Source organism: Thioalkalivibrio sp. HK1, from assembly GCA_000583135.1.
In the GTDB taxonomy this organism is placed as follows: domain Bacteria; phylum Pseudomonadota; class Gammaproteobacteria; order HK1; family HK1; genus HK1.
The window spans coordinates 20,624-37,425 of the sequence record JFBG01000051.1 but is presented as its reverse complement, the minus strand read 5'-3'; the positions used below and the strand labels follow the sequence as shown (position 1 = coordinate 37,425).

At 59.2% G+C, this 16,802-nt stretch carries 13 protein-coding genes and 3 tRNA genes; 7 read left to right on the top strand and 9 right to left on the bottom strand.

Annotated elements, in window-relative coordinates:
* Positions 1-77: 77 nt before the first annotated feature.
* The 3 genes from BF99_RS0113095 to BF99_RS0113085 all read right to left on the bottom strand — a co-directional run bounded on the left by BF99_RS0113095 (position 78) and on the right by BF99_RS0113085 (position 503).
* Positions 78-153, bottom strand: a tRNA-Thr gene (locus BF99_RS0113095).
* A 106-nt stretch (positions 154-259) separates the two neighbouring features.
* Positions 260-333, bottom strand: a tRNA-Gly gene (locus BF99_RS0113090).
* Positions 334-418: 85 nt separating this feature from the next.
* Positions 419-503 (bottom strand) — tRNA-Tyr (locus tag BF99_RS0113085).
* A 905-nt stretch (positions 504-1,408) separates the two neighbouring features.
* On the opposite strand from BF99_RS0113085, the gene BF99_RS0113065 reads away from it, so the two are divergent.
* The 3 genes from BF99_RS0113065 (at position 1,409) to BF99_RS0113050 (ending at position 2,760) form a co-directional block, all read left to right on the top strand.
* Positions 1,409-1,735, top strand: coding sequence for a hypothetical protein (locus tag BF99_RS0113065; protein WP_025771229.1), 327 nt, complete (start codon positions 1,409-1,411; stop codon positions 1,733-1,735).
* Between the two features lie 134 nt (positions 1,736-1,869).
* Positions 1,870-2,214, top strand: a complete 345-nt coding sequence (locus BF99_RS0113055; RefSeq protein ID WP_025771228.1) for a hypothetical protein — start codon at positions 1,870-1,872, stop codon at positions 2,212-2,214.
* A gap of 195 nt (positions 2,215-2,409) precedes the next feature.
* A complete protein-coding gene (locus tag BF99_RS0113050; protein WP_025771227.1) occupies positions 2,410-2,760 on the top strand; it encodes a hypothetical protein in 351 nt (116 codons plus the stop codon).
* A gap of 195 nt (positions 2,761-2,955) precedes the next feature.
* On the opposite strand, the gene hemF is transcribed toward BF99_RS0113050, so the two are convergent.
* The 6 genes from hemF to dprA form a co-directional block, all read right to left on the bottom strand.
* Complete coding sequence (gene hemF, locus BF99_RS0113045) at positions 2,956-3,879, bottom strand: oxygen-dependent coproporphyrinogen oxidase (protein ID WP_025771226.1); 924 nt, start codon at positions 3,877-3,879, stop codon at positions 2,956-2,958.
* Between the two features lie 9 nt (positions 3,880-3,888).
* Positions 3,889-4,443 (bottom strand): L-threonylcarbamoyladenylate synthase, encoded by a 555-nt coding sequence (locus BF99_RS0113040; RefSeq protein WP_025771225.1) that lies wholly within the window; start codon positions 4,441-4,443, stop codon positions 3,889-3,891.
* 147 nt (positions 4,444-4,590) lie between these two features.
* Positions 4,591-5,109 (bottom strand): 5-(carboxyamino)imidazole ribonucleotide mutase, encoded by a 519-nt coding sequence (gene purE / locus BF99_RS0113035; RefSeq protein WP_025771224.1) that lies wholly within the window; start codon positions 5,107-5,109, stop codon positions 4,591-4,593.
* Between the two features lie 416 nt (positions 5,110-5,525).
* Positions 5,526-7,025, bottom strand: a complete 1,500-nt coding sequence (locus BF99_RS0113025) for a multicopper oxidase family protein (RefSeq protein WP_025771222.1) — start codon at positions 7,023-7,025, stop codon at positions 5,526-5,528.
* 580 nt (positions 7,026-7,605) lie between these two features.
* The gene (gene topA / locus BF99_RS0113010; RefSeq protein ID WP_025771219.1) at positions 7,606-10,416 is read right to left on the bottom strand and encodes a type I DNA topoisomerase; all 2,811 of its coding nucleotides are present in this window, start codon (positions 10,414-10,416) and stop codon (positions 7,606-7,608) included.
* Positions 10,417-10,748: 332 nt separating this feature from the next.
* Positions 10,749-12,059, bottom strand: a complete 1,311-nt coding sequence (gene dprA, locus BF99_RS0113000; protein WP_081759266.1) for a DNA-processing protein DprA — start codon at positions 12,057-12,059, stop codon at positions 10,749-10,751.
* 286 nt (positions 12,060-12,345) lie between these two features.
* On the opposite strand from dprA, the gene def reads away from it, so the two are divergent.
* From def to BF99_RS22570, 4 genes are all read left to right on the top strand, one after another.
* Positions 12,346-12,849, top strand: a complete 504-nt coding sequence (gene def / locus BF99_RS0112990; protein ID WP_025771215.1) for a peptide deformylase — start codon at positions 12,346-12,348, stop codon at positions 12,847-12,849.
* Positions 12,850-13,528: 679 nt separating this feature from the next.
* Entirely contained in the window at positions 13,529-14,548 is a 1,020-nt protein-coding gene (gene fmt / locus BF99_RS0112975) for a methionyl-tRNA formyltransferase (protein WP_038098325.1), read from the top strand.
* Positions 14,549-14,551: 3 nt separating this feature from the next.
* A complete protein-coding gene (gene rsmB / locus BF99_RS0112970) occupies positions 14,552-15,964 on the top strand; it encodes a 16S rRNA (cytosine(967)-C(5))-methyltransferase RsmB (protein WP_025771212.1) in 1,413 nt (470 codons plus the stop codon).
* 19 nt (positions 15,965-15,983) lie between these two features.
* Positions 15,984-16,766, top strand: coding sequence for a DUF4390 domain-containing protein (locus BF99_RS22570; RefSeq protein WP_081759265.1), 783 nt, complete (start codon positions 15,984-15,986; stop codon positions 16,764-16,766).
* Positions 16,767-16,802: the final 36 nt, after the last annotated feature.

Genomic DNA, 16,802 nt, shown 5'->3' with positions numbered 1-16,802 from the left:
CTCGAACTTACCCTTGGCCATGAAGAAAAACTCCGAGAACGCGACTCATCGATAAGATGAATATCGCTTTTGTTATGTGGTGCCCATAACTGGATTCGAACCAGTGACCTCTCCCTTACCAAGGGAGTGCTCTACCGACTGAGCTATATGGGCCGCGCAAATTTCCACCGAACCGCTCGGGCGGTCGAACGACCAGGGAGCCCGAATACGGATCGAGCCTTCCGTTTTGCTCTTGACCCGATGCAATCCGAGGTCGTTATGGAGCGGGTGATGGGAATCGAACCCACATCATCAGCTTGGAAGGCTGAGGTTCTACCATTGAACTACACCCGCAAGGCTCCCTTGACGGGATTGAAAAAACCGAAACGGACCTCGGGGCCGAAATCTTCCGATGATTCGATTCGAGATCGCCACGCTCTGGTGGAGGGGGCAGGATTCGAACCTGCGAAGGCTGAGCCGCCAGATTTACAGTCTGGTCCCTTTGGCCGCTCGGGAACCCCTCCAAGTGCAAACGGATAATTATCGTTGATCTTAGGTGTCAATGTCAATACCGACGACCATCGATCGATGATCGCTCCACAAAATCGAGATTGCTTTCAAAAAATCCTTCAAAATCAATCGATTACGGGTGACGCCGAAGACTTTGGAAGCAGTGGGGGTATCGATTCTCCTTGGAAGAATTTTGGAAGAATTTTGGGCGATCTTGCGAAAGGGGTGCAAAGGGGCTCATGATCCACCGGCTCGGCGTCGCTCTTTTGCAGTGCACAAAGGCAATATCGCAACCGCCGACGTATCGCCATATCGATGTCGATACCATCCGATTACGATCCGATAAGGATGCCTTCTTTCGGGATTTCGGTGCGCACCAAGGTGCACCTTGCCAGATGATATGCGTCCGGGCTCGTTTTTTCAAGTCGACCCTCTCTAACTCTACGCTCTTCCTTCCGCCGAATACCGAATTGCCTTGCAGATCCCCTGATATCTTCCATTTTGAATGAATCTTCGGAGATATCCGAGTCCAAATACCGGTCAAGCACCCGATATCCGTGCCGGCTTCGATGTCGGGGCATGGGTGAAGAGGAGTATCGGATGGCTCGAAAAAACTCGAACGCTCGCCCTTCGCCGATACGATCCGAAAAAGAAGATGTGTCTTCGTCTTCGATACCGCGGAAAGTGCGAAAAATGCGAAAATTCCGCCTTGAAACCCCTTGTTTTCGCTACTTGGAGCAGGTAAGGGGGGTATAATCGGTCCGGTATCCGAGGGCGAGCGGCAAGCGACGAAGCAGTCTGACCGAAAAAAAGAGCACATGGAATCGGGTCTTGGATACAGGTACGACCAAGAAATCGAAGGGGATGCCTTGGTCAACAGCGCGACAGCGAAAATGAGCGATACATGGAGTGAATATCCATGTCGGATCATGAAGACCGGAAGCGCCACGACGAGGGGGTCGACCCTGCGTTGAGCCTGAGCATCGGAAACGAGATCCGAAAGGAGTTCGATCGAGCGACGGAAAAGATCGAAAGGAATATGGAAAGAAGCGTCGATCGAATCGAGAATAAAGTCGATTCCGTGCGGAGCGAGATCAAGGATGATGTAAAAAGGCTCGAGGATAAGATGGATAAAAGGCTCTTGAAAGTCGAATCGAGAACCTCCTACATCCTCGGGCTGCTTTCCGTCATCGGGATCGTTGGCGGCATCCTTCTTTTCTTTCTTCGAGCGGGAGGTGGCGGTTGAGGCCTACCTTGTTCGATTCCCCTCTTCAAGCGATGCGAGAGCGAGGATATTTCCTTCGATTCTCGTCCTACCGCCCGAAGGATTGCCGGTGTCGAGATGATCGGTGATGGAGAGCATCGGCCGATGGCCAGGAAATGGGATCGAGCCCGGGCAGCGGGCTCGATCGAGAAGTCGAAGGAGATTCCTTCGTCAACGACAGCGAGAATGAACCAGCCAAGGAGTTCAATGTCATGTCGAATCATGAAGACAAGAAACGCCCCGAAGAGCGGGTCGACCCTTTCTTGATGCTGAGCATCAGAAACGAAGTCCGAACGGAAATCGAGCGGGCGGTGGATCGCCTTGAAAAGAGCGTGGATAGGATAGAAACGAGGCTCTTGAAAGTCGAATCGAGAACCTCCTACATCCTCGGGCTGCTCTCCGTCATCGGGATCGTTGGCGGCATCCTTCTTTTCTTCCTTCGGGCGGGAGGTGGCGGTTGAGTCCTACCTTGTTCGATTCCCCTGTTCGATCGATGCGAGAGCGAGGATATCACCTTCGATTCTCGTCCTATCGCCCGAAGGATAGCCGGTGTCGGGATGATCGATGATATGGAGAGGATCGACCGATGATCAAGAAGTCGAAGGGGATTCCTTCGTCAACGACAGCGAGAATGAACCAGCCAAGGAGAGAGCATCATGTCGGATCATGAAGACCGCAAGCGCCACTATGAGGGTGTCGATCCTGCGTTGAGCCTGAGCATCGGAAACGAGATCCGAAAGGAAATCGATCGAGCGACGGAGAAGATCGAAAGGAATATGGAAAGAAGCGTCGATCGGATCGAAAAGAACATGGAAAAGAGCGTCGATCGAATCGAGGATAAAGTCGATTCCGTGCGGAGCGAGCTCAAGGATGATGTAAAAAGGCTCGAGGATAAGATGGATAAAAGGCTCTTGAAAGTCGAATCGAGAACCTCCTACATCCTCGGGCTGCTCTCCGTCATCGGGATCGTTGGCGGCATCCTTTTTCTTCGGGCGGGAGGCGGTTGAGGTTTATCTTGTCCGATTCCCCCTCTTCGACCGATGCGAGAGCGAGGATATCGCCTTCGACTCTCGTCCTCCCGCCATCAAGGCGGATGCGGTCGGCACCTCGCATTGCGAGGGACAGGCGATTGCAGGATCACTCGCTCCGCTCTCATCCCCACTGACTCCCCCGCTTCGGGAGCTCGAAACAAGACATTTAGCCTAAAGCCAATCTCGAGGGATCAGGTATTTCTCGATCAGTTCTTCCTCGGGACTGCCCGCAACGGGGGTGAAGTCATAGACCCAGCGCGCCAGCGGCGGCAAGGACATCAAAATCGATTCCGTTCGCCCCCCGGACTGTAGTCCGAACAGGGTTCCGCGATCGTGGACCAAGTTGAACTCGACATAGCGCCCTCGGCGCATCAATTGGAATTCGCGCTCTTGGGGTGTCCACGGTCGATCCCGGCGCAGATCGACGATCGAGAGATAGGCATCCAAATAGCCCGATCCGACGGAGCGAGCGAAACGATCGCAAGCATCGAAGCCTCCCTCGTTCAAATCGTCGAAAAAAATCCCTCCGACCCCGCGGGACTCGCCGCGGTGAGGAAGATAGAAATAGCGATCGCACCATTGTTTGAAGCGTGAGTAAGCATCCGGCGCATATTCCGAGCATAGAGCCGCCGCCGCCCGATGCCAAGCGCGAACATCGGCCTCGATCGGATAGAAAGGCGTCAGATCGAACCCGCCGCCGAACCACCAAACCGGTTCGGCCTTTGCATCTGCGGCTTCGGCTTCGAAATAGCGCACATTGCAGTGGGATGTGGGAATGTGGGGGCTCGAAGGATGCACCACCACCGACACCCCGAGGGCTTGGAAGGCGCACCCGGCCAGCTCGGGGCGGGCGGCCGTGGCCGCCGGGGGGAGCATATCGCCGTGGATATGAGAGAAGTTGACTCCGGCGCGCTCGAAAACTCGACCCTCGTCGATGATCCGGGTGCGCCCGCCACCGCCGCCGTCGCGCTGCCACTCGTCCTCGCGCATTCGCGCCGCAACGTCTTGGGCGATCAGACCCTCGCAAATCCGATCTTGGAGGTCGAGCAGCCATCGACGCACTTGCGCCGCTCGCGAGAATTCCCCCTGCGTCATGGCCTTGTCTTAGCTCCTTAGCACCGAGCCGCTACGGATATCGATGATTCGAGTGGGGCGATCGAGCCCTCCGACTCGACCTTTGACATAACAATCGATATCGGTGCCGAAGGCGAGACGGGCCTTGGATATCTCGCGAACCGGAGCCTTGGACGAGCGATTCGCGCTGGTCGAAATCAACGCCCCGCCGAAGGCCGAGCAAAGCGCACGGGGAACGAGATGATCGCTCACCCGCAAGGCGATCGATCCCTCCTCGCCGACCAGCCATGTCGGCACTCGGCGACGGGCCCGAACGACGAGAGTGACCGGACCTGGCCAAGAACGAGCGGCATGCTCGGCAAAAACGGGATCGCTCGTATCCGTAAAAAACGCGAGCTGCTCGACGGTGGCGGCGATGAGAATGCAACGTTTGTGAGCCGAGCGGCGCTTGACGGCGAAGATCCTCGCCACCGCGGACCGATTCAAAGGATCGCAGCCAAGACCGAATACCGCTTCGGTGGGATAGGCGATGATCCCGCCTCGGCGAAGAACTTCGATTGCCCGGCGATAATGCCACCCTCCCATCGAACACCCCCTTTGGCGACCCGATAAGAGCCTTTGAGCCCCCAAAAGCCTCGCTTCCATGACGAGGCGATGCGCTGTGCTTTGATGATCGGGGGCGACGTCGAAGCCGATATCGTCGGCCGCACCGGATCTTCATCGCCGACCTCGCTAGGATTTCGTGCGATCGGCGAGTTTTTCTTGCAGACGATCGCTGCGCTCCAAGATGGCGGCGGCATTGCGTTCGCGCTCCGCAGCGAGAGCGGCGGCGAGATCCGGATGCGAAAGAGAAAGAATTTGGACTGCGAGGTAGCCTGCATTTTTCGCCCCGGCCTTGCCGATGGCGACACTCGCCACCGGGATCCCTCCGGGCATTTGCACCGTCGAAAGCAGGGCATCCTCGCCCCGCAGCGGACCGGCGTCGATCGGAACCCCGATCACCGGACGCACCGTCATCGCCGCCACCGAGCCTGCAAGATGCGCCGCCATCCCGGCCGCGGCGATGAACAGCGCACATCCTCGATCGACGGCGTTGCGCACATATTCGCCGGTCGCCTCGGGGGTGCGATGGGCGGAGCGGACCCGAAGCTCGTAGCGAACATCGAAGGCTTCGAGCACTTCGACGGTGGATTCCATGATCGGAAAATCGGAATCCGACCCCATCAAAATCGAAACGAAGGGCTCTTTCATCTTCTGCAAAACCTCCTTGGATCAAGCGACTTTCGAAGTCGCGAAAAGACCTGCGAATCAACACCCGACGATCACGACAAGGAAAGCCAAAGACTTCTGCGGCCATACGACCGAGCGTTTTTCGATCCCCGCCGGACGCTTTACAGGTGATCGCCGAAGCACGGCGGGCAAAAAATATGAGATCGGGCTTTCAGATCCTACCCAAACGCCGCCTCCGGCAACCCGCCTTTTCCGATCCCGGCACCCGTTATCGCCCGGCAAACATCGACCAGCACCATCTTTGATTACCATCGGCGACATTCGGGCGATGCTCGAGAAAATCCGTCCGGCGAACCGACGATGCGAGCCTATCTTCGATGGTTTTCGGATCAAGACCTAAGTCAAGACTCCAATCAAACTGGCCGGCCTTTCGGCCATCAGCTCACCGTGAACTGCCCCATCATGCCGCGATCTTCGTGCTCCAAGATATGGCAGTGATACATATAAGGGGTTCGATCGGTGGCCGGATGGTCGAAACGGACGATGATCTCCGACCAGCCATCGTCGTCCAGCACCACCATATCCTTCCAGCCCTTTTGGTCCGCCGGGACCGATTCGCCCGCCACTTTGTCGATCAAGAACGAGCAGCCATGCACATGGAAGGGGTGCTCGCCTTGGTCGGAGCGAAAACGCCAACGCTCCCAGACGCCGCGCTCGATACGCTCGTTGATCACGTTCATATCCATCGCCGCGCCGTTGATGGCCATATCCATCATCGCATGCCCTTGGCCATGCCCGCCGGCACCGCTGTGATTCATCTCGAGCATGAAATCTCTGGTGCGCACGATGGCGCTCTCGGGGGGGCGAGCCAAGGCGATGAGCCTATCCGGCAAAGGCGCGGTATGGGGCATCAAGGCGTTATCGACCTCCAGCGTCAACGAGGGCGGCGGCAGGGTCTTTTCGGATTCGGATCGATCGAACAATCCGAGCAAGCCGCCGAGCAAACCCTCATCTTCCTCGTCCTCGAATTCATCTTCGAAGAGGGTCAACAGTCCCGCAGACCGACCATCGGATAGATCGACGACGATCTCGCAGCGCTCACCGGGCGCCATCTCCATCTGCGTCATGGGCACCGGGGCTTCGAGCAATCCCCCGTCGGTCGCGATCTTGTGGAAGATTCGGCCGTCGGCGAAGGTCACGATATAAAAACGGGCATTGGCACCGTTCAGCAGCCGCAGCCGAACCTTTCCCGCCGGGACCTTGGCAACCGGGGCGATGGCACCGTTGACGATCACCGTTTCCCCGAACCAGCCATCATCGCCGGAATCCATCAGCGAATAGACGAGTCGGCCTTGGGCGTCGAAGGTGCGGTCTTGGATGATGATCGGCAAATCATCCACGCCGTATCGATGCGGCAAGGCCAAGGAGTCGGCCTGCTCGTCATCGATGATGATCATCCCCGCCAGCCCGCGATAGACCTGATCGCCGGTGCGGCCGTGGGTATGGGAGTGATACCAGCAGGTGGCGGCGGGCTGGACGATGGATAGTGTGGGATCCCATCGATCTCCCGGTGCCATTTCCAACTGCGGCCCACCGTCGACATCGCCCGGCACATGCAATCCATGACCGTGCACCGCAACCGGCTCCGACGACATGTTGTGATAGCGCAAAGAAAGCTCGCTGCCTCGCCGGGTGCGGATCGTGGGTCCCAGATAGTCTTGGCCAAAACCCAGCGTGGGGGTTTTGACCCCGGGAAGGAAGGACCATTCTCCCTGACGAATGGGCAGGTCGACGGGCTTTCCGTCGGAGCCGTCGGCCAGATTGGGGATCGGCAAGGTCGCAGGGGTACCGAGCGCCCAAGCTGGATGCAGCGCCCCGGCACCGATCAGCGCAGGGAAGCCGGCGAGAAAACGACGCCGGGAGAGGCTCGATGACATGCGGATTCCTTTTATTTTTGACTGAACGAATGAAAGTCGAAGCCAACGGATAACGATGCCTTGCGGATCGACAAGCCTTAGCGGTCGATATACACATCACCGATGCGATCTTTCATATCCCGACGATATCTCGGCGAAGTGACCTGCTATGCGCGATCTTCCCCCGCCGATATGCAGCGCTCGATCACTTGGAAATGGCGAAATGGGCATCGGGGGATCGAAAATCAAGCCCATCCGGATCGAAAAAAAGGGGCTTGGCGAGATCTTTATCGGGAGAAAATCGATATCGAATCGATATCGAAAAAAGCGGGCGATAGCGGCCAAGACCTGCAAACCACCGCCCGAATAAGCGGATCACCGACCGGCAGCAAATAGCGATCGAGAGTTCTCGGAGCGTTCGAACGACACTCGAACGGTGCCCGATCGGCACTGGAGCGAGACTCGCTCCACAAGCATCGATCGGCATATCGAGCGCGGCCCGCCGCCTCTTGCGATCAGACTAAGGGCGCAACGACAACCATCCTCGTCGAGATCGACCGAGGCGATCGATCTCGGGCATCGAGAAGCGGGGGGCAACGAATCAAGCCGCTCCTGATACGGAAAGTGCATCGGATTGGCGATCGGAGGCGATCGCTTCGGCGGCACCGCTCTCGGCCTCTCCCGATGCCGCCTGTTTCGATACGGCATCGGAGGCGTTTTTTTCGCCGGAATCGTTCGATCGCTTCTTTCTCGTCGATGCCGCTTTGCCCGCCGGACTTTTCGCCACCGCCTTTTTTGTCGATGCGCGGGTTTTTCCGGTCTTCTTGCGAGCGCCTTTGGCCGAAGCCTCCTCGAGCAAGCGCCTGGCCTCCTCGAGCGTGATGTCGATCGGATCGACTCCCTTGGGGATGTAGGCCTTGCTCGATCCCTCGACGATCACCGGACCGAAACGGCTTTTCATGACCTCGATCGCCGTTCCCTCGAAGGCCTTGATGCGCCGCGCCGCATCGGCCGCCTTCTTTCGGGCAATCAATTCAAGGGCGCGCTCCACCGTCAAGGATTGGGGATCGTCGTCTTTCGGAATCGATACGAATTTATCCCCGTAGCGAACATAAGGCCCGAAACGCCCCTTGCCGATGGTGATCGTTTCGCCCTGCTCGGTCGTACCGAGACTGCGAGGACCGCTGTCGCTGATGATGCGCAGCGCCGTCTCGAGATCGACGGTCAACGGATCGACACCCTCGGGGATCGAAGCCGATTTTCCGCCGCATTTGACATAAGGACCGAAACGCCCGATCAGCACCTGCACCGGCTCCCCGTCCTCGTTCTCCCCGAGCCTGCAGGGAAATTCGAGCAGCCGCATCGCCTGCTCGAAGGTGATGGTGTGCATGCGCTGCCCCGGGAGCAGGCTGACGAATTTCGGCTTTTCCTCGTCATCTCGGGTGCCGAGCTGGACGAAGGTCCCGAAACGTCCCACCCGTACCGAAACCTCGCGGCCGCTCGCCGGATCGGTGCCCAAAATCCGCGTATTTTCTCTGACGCCTCCGGCCTGATCCGGATCGCCGTCCGATTCCGAAGCGGCATCCGTGGCTTGGCCCGCCTGCTCGGCCGAGGCTTTTTTTGCACCTCGCGCGATATCGGAACCCCGTCCTTTTTCTTGGACGACCAATCCGGAAAAGGGGATCCAAAAGCCCTCGAGCAGCGATTTCCATTCCCTCTCACCGCGAGAGACCGCATCCAGATCGCCCTCCATGCGAGCGGTGAAATCGTAGTCGACATAATCGGCGAAACGGCGAGAGAGGTAGCCGCTGGTCAATCGTCCGATATCGGTGGGATGAAAGCGGCGCTCGATCAACTCGACATAGCGGCGTTCCTGCAGCACCGAGAGGATCGAGGTATAGGTCGATGGACGCCCCAAACCGTGTTCCTCCAACGCCTTGACCAGACTCGCCTCGGAGTAGCGAGGCGGGGGTTCGGTGAAATGCTGTTCCGGGCGCACTTCGAGCAAATCGACCCGCATCCCTTTTTCCAGTTCCGGCAGACGATGATCCTTCCCCGCCCCGCTTCCACCGTCGCGGGCGCTCTCGGATGAATCGTCCCAAACCGCAAGAAAACCCGGGGAGGTCAAGGTCGACCCATTCGAACGAAGGATATCCGCAGGCGGCGGGGCATCGGGCAGAGGATTTCTCCCGCAGGTGAATTCGACGGATACGGTATCGAAAGTGGCATGCTGCATCTGGCAGGCCACCGCTCGCTTCCAAATCAGGGCGTAGAGCTTGGCTTGATCGGAGTTGAGCATCCTTTCGATCGAGCGCGGGGTGCGCATGGCCGATGTGGGGCGAATGGCCTCGTGCGCTTCTTGTGCATTCCTCGATTTGGTGGGAAAGATGCGCGGCCTCTCCGGGAGCTGATTCGCCCCCAATTCCTTGCCGATATAAGCCCGAATCTCGGCCACCGCGCTTTGCGCCAATGCGGTCGAGTCGGTACGCATATAGGTGATCAAACCCTCGGCGGCGCCGCCGATATCGATCCCCTCATAGAGTTTTTGCGCCACCTGCATCGTCTTTTTCGAGGAAAAGCGCAGTTTTCTCGCGGCTTCTTGCTGCAAGGTGGAGGTGGTAAAAGGCGGGGGAGGATTGCGCCGACGCTGTTTTTTCTCGACCGCATGGACGCATAAGCATCCGCCTGCGAGCCCTTCGATGCGAGCCCCGGCTCGCTGGGCTTGCGCCTCGTCATTGATACTGAATTGCTCGAGTTTCTCTCCCTCGAGTCGCACCAAGCGCGAAGGAAATTCGGTGCCCGCGCTTCGCAGATCCGCCCCGATGGTCCAGTACTCGCGGCGCTCGAAGGCTTCGATTTCCTCCTCGCGCTCGACGATCATCCGCAGCGCCGGGCTTTGTACCCGACCGGCCGAGAGACTGGGGCTGATCTTTCCCCACAGCAAAGGAGAGAGGGTGAATCCAAAAAGGCGATCCAATGCCCGGCGGGCCTGCTGGGCATTGACGAGATCGTCGGAAATGGTGCGGGGGTTGGCCACCGCCCGGCGCACCGCTTCTTTGGTGATCTCGTTGAATACCACCCGATAGACGGATTTGGAGCCGATCGATTTTCTCTGGCGCAAGAGCTCGAGAAGATGCCAAGCGATCGCCTCGCCCTCGCGATCGGGGTCGGTGGCCAGATAAAGGGTATCGGCGCCGACGAGGGCCTTGGCGATTTGGTCGACGTGTTTTTTATTGCGATCGATCGCGGCATAGCGCATCTCGAAACCATGATCCGGATCGACCGCACCATCGCCGCGATCGAGATCGCGCACATGGCCGTAAGAAGACAGAATCTTATATTCCGAGCCCAGATATTTTCCGATCGTTCGCACTTTCGTCGGCGATTCGACCACGAGAACGTTTCTGGCCATCACGAAAAACTCCGTTTGCGAAAGGGCTTCAAAAGATCCGTCGGATGATCCGACCGCGATATGACAATCCAAACTTCGCTCGATTCATCGACTTCGACAACCGGCCGCCGACGATACAAAGGGTCAAGCGGGCATCCGCTTTGGATCCCAAGATGCCGACGGGCACGATACCTGATCATCGGTCGATCTTTTTTCGATCGATGATCGCGATTCGCTGATTGAATCATGATCTATCTATACGACTTTCGGATTTTTTTTCAAGTGCGAGCGAGCCTTGCGATTTTTCCGCTCACCCTCGTCGACAGGAAGCCGATGGGCTCGTTGCCGGCTCGCTATCCGGCTCGCACGAAGCGCCCTCCGGGCAATGCATCCACTTTACCGGCCAGTTCCAACTCCAGTAATAGCGCCGACAACGGTCCGGCGGCGATGCCGGTGCGAGAAACCACCTGATCGAGGGTTGCGGGATCGTAGCCGATGGCTTCCAGTACGAGCATCATAGATGGATCGGATGGAGGGCTCGTCTTGCCCGATTTCGCCGCTTCGCGCTTCGATGATTCGAGCGACGATTCGATCGCGGACGGGCCCTTTTCGGACTCGAGCCCGGGCTCGCTCCCGGGTTCGCCCCGAGACTCGCCCATCGGGGCAAGGCGAGAAGGCCATGCGATCGACGGCAAGATCTCTTCGATCACATCCTCGACGCTCTCGACGAGTTTGGCTCCGTTGCGAATCAGGGCATGGCAGCCGCGAGAGAGGGGATTATCGATCGATCCCGGGATCGCGAAGACCTCGCGTCCCTCCTCCACCGCAAGGCGAGCGGTGATCAACGAACCGCTGCGCACCGAGGCCTCGACCACCAGCGTCCCCAGCGCAAGGCCGCTGATGATGCGATTGCGACGCGGGAAATTCGTGGCCAAGGGCACCGTCCCCGGCGGAAACTCGCTGACCACCAACCCTTTTTGCGCAAGTTCTTGTGCGAGATCGCGATTGGACGGGGGGTAGCAACCATCCGATCCGGTGGCGATCACCGCCAGACTCGCCCCCTCGGCCGCCAACGCCCCCCGATGCGCGGCGGTATCGATGCCTCGGGCAAGACCGCTGGTGATCGCAAGGCCGGCACGGGAAATCTCCTGTGCGAAATCGAATGCGCGGCGCTTGCCGGCGGCGGTGGCCGAACGCGCCCCGACCATCGCCACCTGCGGGACTTCGAGCAGGCCGATATCGCCCAGACAATAAAGCAGCGGCGGGGGACGGGCGATGGCCGCAAGGCGCAAGGGATAGGCATCGTCTCCCATGGGGACGATCCGAACCCCGATCCGGGCCAAGCGCTCCCGATCCTCTTCGGCATCGGCCCAACGAACGCCCTTGATGCGTTTGATCGCGCGCTGCGAAAAACCCAAGGAGGCAAGGTCTTTGGGGCTCGCATCCAATACCGCCTTCGGACCGCCGCAAACTCGAACGGCTTTTAAGATTCGATGCCCGTTCCCGATCTGCGTTCGCCCGATGGCCAGCCAAGCCACGAGATCCGTAGCCTCGAGCGAAGCCGGATTCTTGGGCGGGGGATCGAGCGAGCCCAAAGAGCCCGAGTCCTTGCGCTCGCTCGACCCTTCGCTCGCTATGCCTTGTCGCTCGTCTTCTTTGCCCATGCGCATCCCCTTTACGAAAATCGATTGTCCGACCCCAACCCTTTTTCGCATCGGCGATCGATGAAGGGCTTGGGATTCATTTGACTTCGATGGGCAGATAAAGTGTTTTGTTTTTTTCGATATCGATATCGGATGCGAGCGGCGAATGGCGATCCCGATACCCGCCGGCCAAGACGGTCAGCCTCATACCCTCCATCCTTTGCCTTTATACTTGCGGATATCCGTGGACTCGCCTTCGGACGCACCTTCGGAAAGCGGCCTTTATGAAAAAAACGGTGATAGCGCGATGGCCCTGCTCGATATCCTTCATTTTCCCGATCCACGCCTTCGGTGCCGCGCCCAACCGGTGAAGACGATCGACGATCGCATCCGGCGCTTCGTCGACGATATGTTCGAAACGATGTATGCCGCCCCCGGAATCGGGCTTGCGGCGACCCAAGTCAATGTCGCGCAGCGGATCATCACCATCGATATCTCCGAAAGCCGCGATCATCCCCTTTGCCTTATCAACCCCGAAATCCTCGAAATCGGTCAAGATCTTCGCGAAACCGAAGAGGGCTGCCTTTCGGTACCGGGCGTCTTCGAGTCGGTGAGCAGGCCGGATCGGATTCGGGTGCGCTGCCTCGACCAAGCCGGTAAAAGCGGCGAGATCGAAGCGCAAGGGTTGCTTGCGGTGTGTATCCAGCACGAGGTCGATCATCTCGACGGAAAACTCTTTACGGATCACCTTTCCCGCCTCAAACGGGATCGCATCCGAAAGCGAGCGGAAAAAGAGCTGCGCTTGGCCTGAAAAAAACGCTTTGCGACGATGGCCCTTGCGATGGCCATTCCATCGTTGGCACCATGCCGGATGCGCAAGATCGGATGCGCTCGATTCGCCTTGTCGATCGCTACTGACCGTTCTTCGCTTGTCGCCGCAAATCGTCAACCGCTCGTGCAGGCTCGAAGCGATAAACCCCAAAATCGCAAAACCTACTGACGAGTCGAAAAAGATCGCTCGGCTTGGATACCAATCTTCGATCTTCGCCAAACCTTCGAAAGTACGAGCGCATCGCCGCACCGGTGTCCGATACGAAAGCAAGCGGCTTTTCAAGGTCGGTAAAAGGTCGATACGATAAGAAACGAAAAGCGAAGCGATCGGCATCGAATATCGACAATCATCTTGCACCCCCTTCGGTGTTCCGGCTTGCGATCCGCTCGATGCGGGCGGGGATTGCGCGCCACCTCGGGCGAATGGCCCTTGATGGACCCTTGGATCGATCCGCCCTGCTGCCGGGATCGCTCTCGGGCTTGTACCGCAGGCTTCGGGCAATCAAAACTTCCCTTGGATAACGCGAAGGCACCTTAGAAATGCGATATCCCCGACAGCCCTTTTCGACAAGGCGCCCGAAGATCGAAGATATCGCCGATTGGCGATCATCTCTTTGCGAAGATCACCCGAGAATCGCCCTCGGAGCATTGAAAAAACGATGAAACTCGTATTTGCCGGCACTCCGGAATTCGCGGCGATCGTCTTCGATGCCCTTTTGCGCTCCGAGCACTCGATCGCCGCCGCCCTCACCCGCCCCGACGCCCGCAGCGGACGAGGGCGCAAACGAAAACCCTGCGCGGTCAAGGAACGAGCCTTGGATGCCGGCATCGAGACCATCGAAGCCCGGTCGTTGCGCGATCCCGATACCGTCCGAACCCTGAGCGCCATCGCTCCCGATGCGCTGGCGGTGGCTTCCTACGGCCTCCTGCTCCCGCCCCGTGTCCTCACCCTGCCGCGATTCGGCTGCATCAACGTACACCCGTCGCTCCTGCCCCGATGGCGAGGGGCGGCACCGATCAACCATGCGATCCTTGCCGGAGATCGAGAAACGGGAGTGTCGATCATGCAAATGGACGCCGGACTCGATAGCGGCCCGATCCTGCACCGGCAGCATTGCCCCATCGAAGCGGACGATACCGCCGGCTCGCTCTCGATGCGCCTCGCCCGGCTCGGGGCAAGGGCCTTGATCGAGGTGCTCGACCGACTCGATGCGGATCCGACACCGCCGAGCGCCATCGTCCAGGACGAGACGAAGATCGAGCTCGCCCCCGCGCTCTCCAAGGCCCAAGGGAGGATCGACTGGAACCTCCCGGCGACTCGGATCGAACGCATGATCCGGGCGTTCGATCCATGGCCGGTGGCTCATAGCGCCTTCGCCGGCGATCCCGAAAACGCCCCCTTTCGCATCTGGCGCGCTCGTATCTTGGAAAAAACCCTCGACAATGGCGAAGACGAACCGCCGCCGGGCACGGTGCTCGATATCGACGATCGCAAAGATCGAAGCCGGTCGCCCTCGGAGGTTGGCGGCGAAAACGGCGGAGAAAAAGACCGAATAGCGGTTGCAACCGGCGATGGGATTTTGGCGATCACCGAGATCCAACCCCCGGGCGGAAAGCGCATGAGCGCAGCGGCCTTCTTGCGCTCGGGGCGCATCCGCCCCGGCATGGTCTTCGCCTGAGCCATGAGCCGACGCACCGCATCGCCCCCTTCCTCGCATCGCGCAAGCAAAGCCAAGGGCCGCGGCGGATTCAAGCGCCGGCAAACGCCCAAGCATCGCTCCTCGCGCGCCCTCGCCCATGCCCTGCTGATGGATGTACTGGAAAAAGGGCGCAGCCTGTCGGCCAGCCGGGATCGACACCTCGATAAAAATATCGAGCCGCGAGAGCGCGCCTTGGCTCAGGAGTTGGCTTTCGGCACCTTGCGCCATCTTTCGCGCCTCGATGCCTGGCTTTCGCAGTTGGTCCCGCAGCGGCCACGAAAACGCGACGGCGATCTGCGCACCCTCGTCCTCATCGGCCTTTACCAGCTCGCCTTCACCCGCATCCCGGCGCATGCCGCGGTCGCCTCAACGGTGGATTTGGCGCAGGAAATAGGCAAACCGTGGGCCGCAGGATTCATCAACGCCGCCTTGCGACGCTTCGTCCGCGAGGGCGAGTCGATTCGCCGAAGGGATCTCGCTCCCCATATCCGCCTCGATCATCCGCCATGGCTGCTCGAGAGACTGCGCGAGGATTGGCCCTTGGAATGGGAATCGATCGCCCATGCGAATCTTGCCCGCGCCCCCATGACCCTGCGCATCAATCGCCGATTCGATGGGCGCGATCGAATCATCGATGATCTGGAAAAAGCCGGGATCCCCGCTCGAGTCACGCGCCGTTCGGCGGTCGGAATCGTCTTGGAATCCCCGCATCCGGTGGAGGATCTACCCGGCTTCGCCCAAGGCCGTCTCTCGGTACAGGACGAAGCGGCCCAACTCGCCCTCGGATTGCTCGACATCGACCATATCTGCGCAAAAAGCGGCGAGCGGATGCAGATCCTCGATGCCTGCGCCGCCCCCGGGGGCAAGGCGGCTCATCTTTTGGAGAGCGATGCACAAGGAACGATCGATCTCCTGGCCCTCGATATCGGGGATATGCGCATCCGGGAACTCGACGCCACCTTGACCCGTTTGGGCCTAAAGGCACGTACCCGATGCGCCGATGCGCGCCGACCCGATGAATGGTGGGATCGAAAGCCCTTCGATCGCATCATTGTGGACGCCCCCTGTTCGGGCAGCGGCGTGATCCGCCGCCACCCCGATATCAAATGGCTTCGCCGAGCCGACGATATCGAGGCCATGGCTCGGTTGCAAAATGAAATACTACAAGCCCTGTGGCCCCTGCTAAAACCCGGGGGGCGCTTGCTCTATGCCACCTGCTCGGTACTGTCGGCGGAAAACGATGCGGTGATCCGACGCTTCATCGAGCATCGCGATGATGCAAAGGTGCTGCCGATCGAGGCCCCTTGGGGTCGAGCGACCGAAAAGGGACGCCAGATCTTGACCGGTGAGGACGACATGGACGGCTTTTTCTATTCGACACTGACCAAGGCCTGAAAAAGCTCGTCCAAGTGCCATGGGATCGAAAAACGACACTCACTGCCTTGCTCTTTCGAATCCGGATCTCGAAAAAGAGCATGAAGGGCTCGGCGATCGAGGCCGCAAGTCATCGGTATCGGGGCGGGTATCGACACCGGGATCGAAGTCGGTATCGAGGTCGATATCGACGTCGGCAGCATCACCGGCAGCATCGAGCGTATTTTTCTTTTGTCTTTTTTGCCTTTGCCTGCTGCTATTGCCGCCGAAGTTGTCCTTGGCGCTTTCGAAAAGCGGCGATGCGCTCGAATCCCCCCCGGGATTCAAGGTGCAAAACGCCGCTCTTCGCCAAGATAACGGGCAGCAAGTGCTCGATGCGGATATCAGTTTCGGTTTCGGCGTGGAGAGTTTGGATGCGATCCACAGCGGGGTGAGCTTGACGATCCTGATCGATATCGAGTTGCGCCGCGGCCCTTGGTGGTGGAGCCGAATCATCGCCGCCCACCGCCTGCGCTATCGGATCCATTTCAACGGGCTGACCGGAAGATATGGCCTGCGCAGCCCCGGGCTCGCCACCATGCGCAGCCATTCCTCGCTCGACGAGATGCTCAAAGATATCGGGCAACTGCGATCGGTGCCGATCGTCGCGCTCGAAGATCTGCCCTTGGAGGATCCATCGTCTCCGGTGCGCGCGCGGATCCGAGCCCTCATCGATATCGAAGCCCTGCCCGCCCCCTTACGCCCCATCGCTTGGTTCAGCCCCCACTGGCGAGGGCTCGGCAGCGGCTGGTTCGAATGGTCGCCTCGCTTTGTCGCACCATGACGAGAATGCCTGCGAGAACGACGAGGGTTCTTTCGA

Coding starts and splice junctions, on each gene's coding strand:
- dprA (WP_081759266.1), bottom strand. CDS start 12,059: ATGGGCAAAGAAGACGAGCGACAAGGCATAGCGAGCGAAGGGTCGAGC.
- fmt (WP_038098325.1), top strand. CDS start 13,529: ATGAAACTCGTATTTGCCGGCACTCCGGAATTCGCGGCGATCGTCTTC.
- BF99_RS0113065 (WP_025771229.1), top strand. CDS start 1,409: ATGTCGGATCATGAAGACCGGAAGCGCCACGACGAGGGGGTCGACCCT.
- BF99_RS22570 (WP_081759265.1), top strand. CDS start 15,984: ATGGGATCGAAAAACGACACTCACTGCCTTGCTCTTTCGAATCCGGAT.
- topA (WP_025771219.1), bottom strand. CDS start 10,416: ATGGCCAGAAACGTTCTCGTGGTCGAATCGCCGACGAAAGTGCGAACG.
- BF99_RS0113055 (WP_025771228.1), top strand. CDS start 1,870: ATGGGATCGAGCCCGGGCAGCGGGCTCGATCGAGAAGTCGAAGGAGAT.
- purE (WP_025771224.1), bottom strand. CDS start 5,109: ATGAAAGAGCCCTTCGTTTCGATTTTGATGGGGTCGGATTCCGATTTT.
- hemF (WP_025771226.1), bottom strand. CDS start 3,879: ATGACGCAGGGGGAATTCTCGCGAGCGGCGCAAGTGCGTCGATGGCTG.
- rsmB (WP_025771212.1), top strand. CDS start 14,552: ATGAGCCGACGCACCGCATCGCCCCCTTCCTCGCATCGCGCAAGCAAA.
- BF99_RS0113040 (WP_025771225.1), bottom strand. CDS start 4,443: ATGGGAGGGTGGCATTATCGCCGGGCAATCGAAGTTCTTCGCCGAGGC.
- def (WP_025771215.1), top strand. CDS start 12,346: ATGGCCCTGCTCGATATCCTTCATTTTCCCGATCCACGCCTTCGGTGC.
- BF99_RS0113025 (WP_025771222.1), bottom strand. CDS start 7,025: ATGTCATCGAGCCTCTCCCGGCGTCGTTTTCTCGCCGGCTTCCCTGCG.
- BF99_RS0113050 (WP_025771227.1), top strand. CDS start 2,410: ATGTCGGATCATGAAGACCGCAAGCGCCACTATGAGGGTGTCGATCCT.